The sequence below is a fragment of the Flavobacterium sp. UBA7680 genome, assembly GCF_002482975.1.
GTDB lineage: Bacteria > Bacteroidota > Bacteroidia > Flavobacteriales > Flavobacteriaceae > Flavobacterium.
In genome coordinates this window covers 277,653-290,297 of sequence record NZ_DLHA01000019.1, presented here as the reverse complement: position 1 = coordinate 290,297, position 12,645 = coordinate 277,653, and the positions used below count along the sequence as shown (strand labels likewise).

The following is a 12,645-nucleotide window of genomic DNA, read 5'->3' as shown; positions in this document are numbered from 1 at the left end:
TTTTTAAAATTTCACTTCAAAAATGTGCAGATTATCATTAAAAAAATAATGAATTTCCCAATGATTGATTTCGCATATCTTTTTAATGATCGCCAATCCGAGTCCATTTCCTTGTGAAGAAGGATTTACTTTTGAAAAACGATTGAAAATATTTTCTGCTGCCAAAGCTGTTTCCTGACCTGTGTTGGTAAATCGAACGGTATTATTTTCTATTTGAATTCCTATTCTGCCATCCTTTTTATTATGGCGAATAGCATTAAGAAATAAATTATTTAATAACACTTCTGCCAATGCTGCATTTCCCTGAACGCTTAAAGTATCTTTTAAATCAGTTTGAATGGTTAGGTTTTTAGCTTTGGCCTGTTCTGTAAAAAAGTCCAGATGTTTCTCAAAATACTCATTTAAACTAATGGTATTTTTTTCTAGATAACTTTCATTATCAATTTTAGAAAGTAATAAAAGGTTTTTATTCAGTCTGTTGAGTCTGGATACATCTTTATTTAAAGAACCAACTAAAGTCGATTGTTCTTCGTTTAATTCTAATTGCTGCAGAATGTCAATTTTGGTTTGAAATAATGCTAAAGGTGTTTGAAGTTCATGTGCTGCGTTTTCTACAAATTCGCGCTGGCTTTTATAAATGGCTGTATTTTTTTCGATTAAACTTTCGAGACTTTTATTTAAACGTGCGAATTCGTCGATATCGGTCGGAATAAAATGAGGCGGATTATTTTTATCAATTTCAAAATCTTCTATTTGACTTAATGTGTTGTAAAAAGGTTTCCAGATAATTTTTGCTGATCTTTTTGAAATCCAGATTATTCCGGTAAGTAAAATGATGATGATAAACAGAAACATAACGGCTACACTAAAAACCATTCCTTCCATTTCAACCAAATTTCGCTTTTCTATATAAGTATATCTTTTTCCGTTGATATCAACAGGAGCGTATAATATTCTAAACGGTTCTTTTTCATTGGCTAAAGCTTCAAATATCATTTTACCCACAATAGAATCTTTTGTTACACCCATATCTTTAACAATAGATATATTAGGATTGTATTTGTTCCAGGCGGCGATATCACTAGCAGTGTAATTGTTGTGGCTTTCGTTTACAAAAGCGCCTTTATGAAAAAGCAGTACTTCATCGGTTTCATAAACATACAGCCACTGACAGATATAATAAAATACCGGCGCTGCTATCAATAGTATGATAACGGCATATATAAGAAAGCTGTTTGTTGTTTTGCGAAGTAGTTTTTTGTTATTCATTTTCCCATTTATAACCTAAACCGTACACTGTTTTGATATAATCGCCACTGCCGGCTTGTGTGAGTTTCTTTTTTAGATTTTTAATATGTGCATATATAAAATCATGATTATCAAGCATGTCTGCCATGTCGCCAGAAAGATGTTCTGCAATTGACGATTTAGATAATACCTTATTTTCGTTACCAATTAAAAAGAGCAGTAAATCCAGTTCTTTTTTGGTAATATCCAGTTTTATATCGTTTACAAAGACTGTCTTTGAGAAAATTTCGATGACAATTTCATTGAATGTGATACTGTTGCTGCCTTTAAAATTCTTGCGGCGAATAAGTGCCTGCATTCGGACTAAAAGTTCAGCAAGATGAAAAGGTTTGGTAAGATAATCATCTGCGCCGAGATTAAATCCTTCCAAACGTGTTTCCAGATTTTCTTTTGCCGAAATAATAATAACGCCTTCTGTTTTATTCTTCGCTTTTAGTTCTTTTAATATATCAAACCCGTCACCATCTGGCAGCATTAAATCCAGCAGAATACAGTCATAATCGTAGCTGTCGATTTTGCTGAGTGCCAAATCGTAATTTTGGGCTGTTTCGCATTGAACGCCATTTGTTTTAAAGTACTCTTTGATGCTTTGTGCAATTTCTTGCTCATCTTCAATAATAAGAATTTTCATGCCGCAATTTACAAATGAATTTTGAAGAAAATCTGAATATTAGTATCCTGTAAACCTAAAATGTTTTGAAATAGCAGATTGTCAAATTTCTGCCATCATAAGATGGAGTTATAAATGACATCGATTTTTTTTGTTCACCATGCCATAATTTTCGTGTAATATAGGGATTTACCCAATAGGCAATTTTGGTACTCAAAATTCCAATTCCTGCACCCGCGGCAACATCTGTAAGCCAGTGTCTGTTATTGTACATACGAAAAATTCCGGTTCCTGTGGCAATAGCATAACCCGCAACACCATACCATATTGATTTGTCTTTATATTCCTGATACAAAAATTCTGCTCCTGCAAAAGCTATAGCGGTATGACCTGAAGGAAATGAATTGTTTGAAGTTCCATCAGGACGTTCCACATTACTGAGTGATTTTAAAGCAAAAACAGTTCCCACATTTATAATTGTTGAAGTGATTAAAATGACAGAACGGTCACGCATATTATTTTTTCCTTCAACACCAAACGCATTAAGCGCATAAACGGAAACAGCAGGAACATATCTGGAAAAATCATCTATAGAAATTTTACGATCAATATCCTCTGTAAATTCATCGCGAATTTGATTATTGAAACTTTTTATCTGTCCGCTTTCATTTCCCCAAAAACCATATCCAATTAAAATTCCGGGAATGATAAGCTGTTTGTAATTGAAACGAATGTTTTTTACGGTATCAGTCATTATAGAATCTTTTGGCACAGTATTTTGCCCAAAGACAGAACAAGTCAAAAATTGTAATACAACTAAGAGAATAATTTTTCTTATCAAAATGATTTATTTTAGGATTATAAAATTAGTGTTTTTATTATAATGGGAATTTAATTTAAATATACTCATTTATAGTGATTTTTTTGATTTAGTCAAAAATTAACTTTGCCCCGGCTTTAATGCTGCCCTATTTAAAAACTAAAAGAAACATTATGAGATTTTATTTAAAAGGATTTATATTTTTGATGCTGACTTCGCTATTATTTTCATGTTCTAAAGATGAAGAAACTGATACTAAAAACGCAGCAGATTTATCGATTGCGGTTACGGCCAATTTAATTAACCCAATTGCAAATACTGATTTGACATTTAATTTAATAGCTGCAAATGCAGGTCCATTAGACGCTGCAAATGTTGAAGTATTAAGCAAAATTCCTACTGGATATACATTTATCAGCGCACAATTGTCTGACGGAACTTACAATGAAGAAACCGGTGTTTGGTCTATAGGCGACTTCAGTAATGGCTCAGCGGCAACTTTATCGATCCATGTAAAAATCAATGCATCAGGCGAATACAATACAAAAACAGTAATTTCTGGAGAGGAGAAGGATTTAATAATCACTAATAATGAAGTGACAACGGCAGTAAATGTAAAACCTCTTACAGATGATCTTTTATTTACCTATGAAATAGTGCAGGGAGCAAAGCCGGAAGTGGTAATTACAGGATTGTCTCAGCTTTGGAAAGACTTGACAATTTCGTCAAAATATGATTTGACAATACCATCCAAGATAGAAGGATATCCGGTTACAAAAATTGGTGGTCACGCATTTGAAAGTCAAACAGAAATTAGTAGTATAACAATTTCTAATGGAGTTACAACTATTGGGGAATACGCTTTTGTGTTTTGCGATAACTTAACAGCCGTTACAATACCAAACAGCGTTACCAGTATCAAGCAATATGCATTTAAAAGCTGTCCGGGTTTAACCAATATAAATGTTCCAGATACAGTTGAAGAGATTGGTAACGGTGCTTTTATGGATTGTATTAACTTAACAAGTTTTGCAATACCTAACAATTTGAATTCTTTAGGAGATGTCGTTTTTTTAAATTGTCCTCTTGTTGATTTTACTTTAAAATCCAATTCTTATTTTAGTGTAATTGATGGGGTATTATTTAATAAAGAAGTTACGGCATTGCGAAATTTTCCTAGTGCTAAATCATCCGATGCCTATGCAATACCCGAAGGCGTTACAATGATAGAAATAGCAGCTTTTGCATATGCTGCAAAACTAACAGAAATTACGATTCCTGAAAGTCTTACAACAATTCAGCAAAATGCATTTGCTTACTGTACCGCTTTAAAAACCCTTACAATCCCAAAAAATGTTGTTCAAATCTCTTTCTTTGCTTTTAGCTATAATACGAATTTAACAAGTGTAACAATCAATTCAACTACTCCGCCAAATACTGACAGGCCTTTTCTTAATTGTAAAAATCTTAAAGAAATAAAAGTGCCAAGCGGTTCTTTAGAAGTGTATAAAACAAATGCAAACTGGTCAATTTATAAGGATATTTTAGTGGCACAATAATTTTTCATGAGGTAAATTAAGCCTGATTGTGAAATCATACATGAATTATTAATTGTTAATTATAAATTGTGAATTAAGAATTAAGAACTCACAATTTATAATTAACAATTAAAAACCTCCTTTTAGTAAATTAATACTAACAGTAGCAATATCAGCTTCCGGAAATCTTTTAAAAATGGCTTTATCGGGAAATAATCCGGCTTCTGAAGCGACATCATTAAAAACATCAATTTCAATAATATATTGATCCGAAAAACCATGAGTGGCGTCGTAAGCTGTTGCGGGCGTTTTTCCTAAATTTTGGGCTGCAAGTTTTGGATTTATCGTATGTAATTCAATCAAAAGCAAACCGAATTTACGAACGTAAGGCGACCATTTTTGTAAATGTTCTAATAGATTATCTTCTACCAAATTGTTGCTGATTCTTTTTCCTCTGTAAGCAAATGCTCCGGTAGATTTGCTGACTCTGTTTTCATCAACGTGCTGCGGATCTTTCCAAATTCGGTTGTGATCTAGAAAAGTCCTTACGTTAAGTAAATCTTTCAGGTCAATATTATAATTCTCTCTCAAATCATCTGAAAGTACATCTGGACGTCCGATATCTCCCCAAATAACTTTTGCCCAAATATCAGCTTTTATAAGATTAGCTCTGGTAACTTTCAAAGCAGCCTGATTATAATCTGCACCAACAAGAAATAGGGGATATTCGTCAAGCATTTCGCCTCGTAAAGTTTGTCTGTCGATAACTTCAAAAATATGTTCCAGGAAAGCGCCATTTCCACAGCCCATATCGAGAATTCCTTTTGGCTGCTGTTCAATTGGCAGGTTAAAAAGTTTGATGATAATTTCGTCTACTACTTTAAAATAAGTATCGTGAGCGCCGCCGCTTCCCCAAACATTCATTTCACGATCAACGTGAATTTCGTTTTCACCATCGGCTATCATTCTTAAAACGGCTGGATCGCCAAAAATTAATTCTTCAATTTTGGCAAATGTCGGTAGGTAAGAAACCGTAACGCCATAAGCGCTGGCTCGTTTTGCAAAAAACAAACCCGTTTCGGTAAATTGGTAATTGCCGTTTTTTTCCAGAAACCATCCAAGATGCACAAAAAAATCTAATATTTTTTTGAAATTTTCAGGAGATTTATGAAACTCTTCGGGTCTGAAAGAAGTCTCCATAAAATATTTATGAAACATTCCGTTCATGGCCAAACGCACAATTGTAGGGCCAATTAAATAACCTTCAACATGTTTTAAAATTTGTTCCTGAATAGTATTTTTTAATGGATTATCAGAAGGTTCGATTCCGTAATTCTTTTTATATTTTTCAAAAATAAGATTGAGTTTTTCAAACGGAACATCTTCAAAAAGACGGGGATGAAACTGAATGGAAAACTGAAGCAGATCGACAACATCTTCGTAAAGATAAAACAGCGAAAAAGCAGTTTCGGTTTTTTCATTTACAGCGATTGTAATTTTCTGTGTTTTATTATCGACTTCATAATCCAGAAATCCCTGAGAAGCTAAAATTCTCAAACCGACATTCAAATAACCTTCATTTGCTTTAAAAACAGTTACCAATTCTGATAATTGAACTTGTTTTTTGTTTAAGATAAATTCTAAAACTGCATGCTTTTTTAATGCTATTGCTACCGGAGCAGTCGCTAATCCGTCGAGATGTCTGAAAATGGAGCTTCGAAGTTGTGCTTTATCGATCATAGTACAAGTGTAAATGTGTACTAAAAATAGTGATTTTTTTTAACTGTTAACTCATCGTTATATAGGAAAAATAAAAATCCCCCAGTTTCAAATTCCTCGAAACTGGGGGATAGTAAAAAAAATAAAACACAATCTTTAGAACGAATACCTTACGCCAAGTTGTCCTTGGAATCTTGAAGCTAATTGATCTATAGTATAAGGTGCAGTTGTAGGTTTTTGGAACGTGTAAGTTGGATCGCCAGTAGCAACTCCGCCTAAGTTTCCTGATTTTGTTAAACCTAAATTTGCTGTTGAATTGTATGTATTTGGAACAAAATAACTTCTTCCCCAATCTTTATTGATAAGGTTTCCGATATTAGCCATGCTGAATGAAACCTGGAATGTACCAACGTGTGCTACATTAATTTCGTCCATTAATTTTAAATCAGCCTGAATGTTCCAAGGTGTAGTATCACCATTTCTTTCTGTGAAGTTTCCTCTTCTGCTTTTTAAATAAGAATTTCCGTTGATGAAAGATTCGTAATCTGCTACTTGCTGTGCTGCCGTTGCCGATGGAACTCCTGCTGCATTTACTCCGATATATTTAGCCGCTTCCGCAGCATCTTTAAAGATATAAGCTAATCCTGCTGCTTGTCCTGTTCCTGCAATTGTTGAGTTTACAAATCCCCAAGAAAATGGATTTCCTGATTGTGCATTAAAATACACGTTTGCAGAGAAAGTATTGTTATCCGCTAATTTTACTGCATATCCTACATTAGAAACGATTCTGTGTTTGATATTAAAGTTAGAAGTTGCTAATTGAGGATCATTTGGTGTTAATGATTGGTTCATTTGGAAGTTACTTTCCATAGAGTTACGAATTCCGTTTGTAACATCTTTAGAATCTCCGTAAGTATAAGCTACCATAAAGTTGAATCCAAAATCGTATGTTTTTGAGATCATTTCTGTTATGCTGTATCTGTATCCTTTATTTGTATTTGACAATAAATAAGCATTTGAAAACGCAGGATTGATGTTAGCCGCGTAAATTGGCATTTGATGATTCGTATCGTAAGAGAAATAAGTTGGGTTATCAGTCTTATTTACTTGTTGAAATTCCAAATCACGAATTACTTTTGTGTAAATACCTTCGGTTGTAAATTTATATCCGTCGATGATTTTATCAATAGCCAGTGAGTTTCTTAAAACAGCCGGCATTTTGAATTTATTATCTACTAAATCTGCCTGAACTTTTGGCGTTGCATCGTGATATCCGTTTAATCCGTTGTTTGCCAAAGGATCGCCTGCCGCTGCAACCTGCGCCGGAGTTAAGTTGTTTTTATCATAACTTCCGTAACCTACACCATCATTGTAATAAGCATATCCTAACCATGCAAATGGAATTCTACCTGTAAATACTCCAGACCCGCCTCTTAAAACTAATGTTTTATCTTCGTCTACATTATACGTAAATCCTATTCTTGGAGAAACTAAAGCTGTGCTGAAAAAGTTGTTTTTAATTTGGTTTAAAGGTGTATAAGAATATGTTGTTCCGTAATTTGGATCAGCTGGAGAATTTTGTACTTGCGAACTCAACTTTGGTTTTGTTGGCAAATCAGTATAATCCACTCTCACACCCGGCGTAACTTTCAATTTGTTTCCAATTCTAATTTCGTCCTGTGCATAAACGCTGTAAAGATTTACTTTGAATTGTGCATACGGATTATTGAAAATTTCATCTCTTGTAGAACCGTCAAAAGGATACGTTCCACGAACACGAGTAGGAAGTTTGTTGTAGAAATCTGCAAGAGATTTATACGCAACTCTTCCGTTAAGAGCGTTTACAAAACCGTAATTAATGTCGTAGAATTCGTTGTGTGTACCAAACAATAAAGTATGATTTCCTGTTTTGTAGGTAAGGTTGTCTGTAATTTCAGCAGTATTTTGTTTCATATTAAAAACAGTTGCTTCACGATCATTTCCTAAGAAAATAGTTCCTCCGTTATAACCAATTTCTGTTTGGGGAAACATAACATTGCTTGATTTTGGATCACGATAATCTTTAATGGCTGAATAACTGGCAATAAATGAGTTAGACCACTGGCTGTTAAAATGACTTTTTAACTCTAAAACAGTACTAATAGATTGGTTTTTTTGCGTAAAATCCATACTTGAAAACCTGAAATTTGCAGCATCGCGTTCCAAATTTGAAGCTTGAGAAATAACAGTGTTGTTTCTTAACGAAAGAGAATGTTTGTCATTAATTTTCCAATCTAATTTATTGAAGAATTTCTGGCTTTTTGAAAAGTTGTTGTACGAACCGTAGCTTCCCGGATCAAATCCGTAGTTGGTTTTTACGAAATTCGAAATTTGTTCTGCTGTAGCATTATCTACTAATGAAGTTAATTTTCCGGCAGAATTGGTTTCTCCTGCATTGTAAAATAAAGGATCAGTTCGTTCTGCATATTCCATATTGGTAAAAAAGAATAATTTGTCTTTTACGATTGGAAGTCCCAATCTGAAACCTACTTGATAATCACCAAAAGAACTTGGCATTTTAGAACCGTCGCCAGCATTATTTGGACCTGTAATCGCTGCACTTCTTCCGTAGCTGTAGATAGATCCGCTTACTGTATTTGTACCGCTGCGGGTTACAGCATTTACACTTCCTCCTAAAAAGTTCCCTAATTTAATATCATAAGGAGCAATATAAACCTGAATATCTTGTATCGCATCTAAACTGATAGAGTTAGAGCGCGTACTGCTTCCCGGCATTCCTGAAGTTCCTGATTGACCGCCTAAAGATGGGCTAAAACCAATGGCGTCATTATTTATAGAACCATCAATTGTTACGTTATTGTATCTAAAATTGGTTCCTGCAAAAGAGTTGTTAGAACTCTGCGGAACTAGTTTTGTAACATCCTGAATTCCTCTGTTGATTAACGGAAGACCATTTACTTGTTTCTCATTAATATTAGTTCCGTTGTTTTTAGAAGATGGTTTAGAGCTTGTAATTACTACTTCTTCTAATACCGTATTATCTGCTTTTCCAACTACAATTGTAGGTAAATCATTGTCGCCAAGCGCTAAATGTATTTGTGCGTTAGAATAATCTTTAGTGTCTGCACTTTTAATTTCGAGTTCATAAGGCCCGCCTGCACTTAAATTTTCGAAACTAAACCGACCTTGTTTATCTGTTACAGCTCTGTAAACAGCATTTGTTGGTAAATGTGTTAAGGTAACTTCTGCGTTTGTAACCGGGCTTGTACCATCACTAACTTTGGCAGATAATGAGGAGGTTGTAATTTGAGCAAAAATGTTTCCCATAACAAGAAGCATAAATGCCGAAAAAAAGAGTTTGAGTTTTGTCATGTTGTTTTTAGTTTTTATTTGACAAAGTAACTCGGTTTGTTTCGATCAGATTTAACGCTTTTGTTAACTTAAAATCATAAAACAATTCATTGTTAAGAGACAATTATGAAGATGTTATTTTCTTAAAATTGATTTAAGCCTTTAAAATCAATTGTTTGTGTAAAATGCTTTAAAATAGCGGATTAGAAGCAGATTTAAAGTAGATTAGAAAAAGATTAGAGTGTTAAGTGAATGTTACCGATTGTAAAAATCGGCATAATTAAGAGATTAGTTTTTTAAGATAAAAGATGAAAAAAGATATATATCAAGTCTATAATAAATTTCAAATTGATATATGATTCAATTGCGTCCAACTTTAGTTGGATGTAAAAATAAAGTCTTAGACAAGGGCTTTAGCCAAAGAAGTAAAAGTTTGGCTAAAGCCTTTTTCAATTTAATTCTTGACCTCCAGCTAAAGCTGGAGGCAATTAAAATAACATTTTATTTATAGTACCGTTAGGTACTAAATATCGGTAGCATTTAATTTTAGATTTCGATAGCGTGCCGTAGGTACGCCACAAATAAGATACGTTATATTTATTTTCGTTATAGTTTTGTACCTAACGGCACAAACTTAACGGGGTATTTTTTTTCTACCGATATTTTGTACCTAACGGTACAAGTATAAATTCGATGAAGAAGTTTTAACAGATCAAATTTTAAATTTAATTAAATAAAAAAAATCTGCTCAATCTGCAACCCGAGCGATAGCGAACAGGTGAAGCAAATCTGTGTGAAAAAACGAGTACCGTTAGGTACTAAATATCGGTAGCATTTAATTTTAGATTTCGATAGCGTGCCGTAGGTACGCCACAAATAAGACACGTTATATTTATTTTCGTTATAGTTTTGTACCTAACGGCACAAACTTAATGTGGTATCTTTTTTTCTACCGATATTTTGTACCTAACGGTACAAACGCAAATTCAATGACGTAGTTCTAACAGTTCAAATTTTAAATTTAATTTGGATAAAAGATCCATTTAAAATCTGCCCAATCTGCGTAAAAAAACATTTTAAGGAAATACCAAAGAAAACGAAGTACCTTTTTCAAGTTCAGAATCTACAATCAATTCTATATTATGAAGTTTAAGAATCTGCATGGTAATAAAAAGTCCTAATCCTTGTCCTTGAATATGACGTGTATTGTCACTTCTAAAAAAGAGATCAAAAATAGAATCTTTATCAGCATCAGAAATTCCGGGGCCTTGATCTATAATTTTGATTATAAGTTTATTATTTTTTGAAAGAGCAAAAACATCAACTTGTGCCGGAAATGAAAATTTAACGGCATTATCTAAAATATTGTATAATGCAATAAAAAGCATGTGTTTATTGGCGTAAACAGAAAGCAAATCTTCATAATCTGCAATGGCATCGAGATTTACAGCAATTTTAGATTCAGGATATTCAATAGCTTTCTTTTCGAGAACATTCCACAGAATTTCATCAATTCTAACCGTTTCCATTTGCTGTGGTTCAGAAAGTTCTAATCCTGATAAAACCAAAAGTCCTTCGAGAGTCGCTTTAAGATGTAAAGTATCTTTTCGGAGAGATTTTAAGATTTCTTCGTATTGTTCGTTCGTTCTCGGTTGTTGCAGCGAAACATCAATATCTCCAATAATAATAGTAAGCGGTGTTTTTAATTCGTGAGAAGCGTTTTTTAGAAAATTATTCTGAATCATAATACCACTTTCGAGTCTTTCTAAAAGATAATTAAAAGTGGTAACCAATTCTTTAATTTCATCTTTACTTTTAGTCTGCGGAACTTCTAATCTCGAATGAAGATTTTCGGTTGTTATCGTATTTACTTTGGCAATAACATCTGAAAAAGGACGGAAAGTCTGCTTAGCTAAAAATGTTCCCAAAAGATAATTTAACGGAATTCCAATCAAATAAAATAGAAGAAACATTAAACCCAGAATTTCTAATTGGTGATTTCCGGCACGATCGATTCCGGAAACGACAATAATAAAATCTCCCTGATTGTCTTTATAAAATAAGCCAACAAACTGCCTGTTGTTTATTGTAAAATGCTCGATCTTATTTTTTTTAATTGTATTTAAATATTGATCGCTTAAATTAATATCAATATTATCTTGTATAAAAAGTTTTTTGGTTTTAGCATTATAAACCCGAATGGATTCATTGTTAATTCTGTTATATTGAATTTCAATTTGGCGATAGCGTTCGCTGTTAATTGCATTGATTTCGTCTTTTTCAAAATAAAATAAAGCCGATGTCATGGCATGATCTTCAAGATTATCAATATAAAGATCTTTCATGTGGCTTTTGAACAAGAGAAATGCGCCAGCCATAAGAAGCCCGACAATAAAAGCAAAAAGCAAAGTAGAGTTAACCGCTAATTTATTTTTAAGATTCATGACTCTTTTGTTTGAGCATATAACCAGTTCCTTTTACAGTATGAATCAATGGAGTAGGGAAGTTTTTATCTAATTTATTTCGCAGGTAATTAATATAAACATCTACGGTATTCGAGGTGGTATCAAAATCAATATTCCAAACGGCTTGTGCAATTGCAATTCGGGATAAAGCCCTTTCTCTGTTTTTCATAAAAAAGATCAAAAGCTTTAATTCCCTGGAAGACAAATTCAATTCTTTTCCGTCTCTTGTTGCGCTTTGTTCTTTCATATTAATTTCGACTCCGGCATAGGATTGAAAATCCAGAATTCCGGAACTGAATTCTGTACGACGCAGCTGCGCATTTATTCTCGCCAGTAATTCTTCAAACAAAAAAGGTTTGGCCAGATAATCATCGGCTCCGGCTTGTAATCCTTTTACTTTTTCCTGCGGCGTATCGAGCGCACTCAAAATAAGAATTGGGACTATTATTTTTCGGCTTCTTAAAACTTCACAAACTTCAAAACCTGTTATATCCGGAAGCATAATGTCGAGAATAATAATATTGTATTCATTCTCCATAACTTCTTTTATGGCATCAAAACCTTTTGTAATGGTTTTGATTTCATAAAGATGTTCCTCAAGTCCTCTTGTAATAAAAGATGCAACTCTTGGATCGTCTTCAACTAATAATATTTTATTCATACAAATTGATGTGCTTACCTATGTCATAAAAGTAATAAAATAATAGATCAGGCAAAACAGCATTGGGTTTTTATTACTATTTGATTGTTTGGTAAAACGTTTTAGGTATTTCAGAATTAAAAAACGCCATAATGTAAATAAAGTTCATATTAATTTAGAAAAAATCTTACACG

8 protein-coding genes are annotated in these 12,645 nt (G+C 33.3%); 1 reads left to right on the top strand and 7 read right to left on the bottom strand.

Annotated elements, in window-relative coordinates:
• Positions 1–3: 3 nt before the first annotated feature.
• The 3 genes from B3C18_RS06195 to B3C18_RS06185 are packed head-to-tail and all read right to left on the bottom strand — an operon-like array spanning position 4 to position 2,759.
• Complete coding sequence (locus B3C18_RS06195) at positions 4–1,269, bottom strand: sensor histidine kinase (protein WP_291144022.1); 1,266 nt, start codon at positions 1,267–1,269, stop codon at positions 4–6.
• The gene (locus B3C18_RS06190; protein ID WP_291144019.1) at positions 1,262–1,939 is read right to left on the bottom strand and encodes a response regulator transcription factor; all 678 of its coding nucleotides are present in this window, start codon (positions 1,937–1,939) and stop codon (positions 1,262–1,264) included. Before B3C18_RS06190 ends, B3C18_RS06195 begins: the two co-directional genes overlap by 8 nt.
• Before the next feature lie 55 nt (positions 1,940–1,994).
• Positions 1,995–2,759 carry a phosphatase PAP2 family protein gene (locus B3C18_RS06185; protein ID WP_414655340.1) on the bottom strand — a complete coding sequence of 255 codons (765 nt, stop codon included), beginning with the start codon at positions 2,757–2,759 and terminating at the stop codon, positions 1,995–1,997.
• A gap of 152 nt (positions 2,760–2,911) precedes the next feature.
• On the opposite strand from B3C18_RS06185, the gene B3C18_RS06180 reads away from it, so the two are divergent.
• Positions 2,912–4,297, top strand: a complete 1,386-nt coding sequence (locus B3C18_RS06180; protein WP_291144013.1) for a leucine-rich repeat protein — start codon at positions 2,912–2,914, stop codon at positions 4,295–4,297.
• A 108-nt stretch (positions 4,298–4,405) separates the two neighbouring features.
• On the opposite strand, the gene B3C18_RS06175 is transcribed toward B3C18_RS06180, so the two are convergent.
• The 4 genes from B3C18_RS06175 to B3C18_RS06160 all read right to left on the bottom strand — a co-directional run bounded on the left by B3C18_RS06175 (position 4,406) and on the right by B3C18_RS06160 (position 12,472).
• Entirely contained in the window at positions 4,406–6,016 is a 1,611-nt protein-coding gene (locus tag B3C18_RS06175) for a class I SAM-dependent methyltransferase (protein ID WP_291144009.1), read from the bottom strand.
• Between the two features lie 135 nt (positions 6,017–6,151).
• On the bottom strand, positions 6,152–9,367 hold the full coding sequence (locus B3C18_RS06170) for a TonB-dependent receptor (protein ID WP_291144007.1): 3,216 nt from the start codon (positions 9,365–9,367) through the stop codon (positions 6,152–6,154).
• Between the two features lie 1,055 nt (positions 9,368–10,422).
• Positions 10,423–11,790: a sensor histidine kinase gene (locus B3C18_RS06165; RefSeq protein ID WP_291144004.1), complete on the bottom strand. Its 1,368-nt coding sequence runs from the start codon at positions 11,788–11,790 to the stop codon at positions 10,423–10,425.
• Positions 11,780–12,472, bottom strand: a complete 693-nt coding sequence (locus B3C18_RS06160) for a response regulator transcription factor (protein WP_073481727.1) — start codon at positions 12,470–12,472, stop codon at positions 11,780–11,782. Before B3C18_RS06160 ends, B3C18_RS06165 begins: the two co-directional genes overlap by 11 nt.
• Positions 12,473–12,645: the final 173 nt, after the last annotated feature.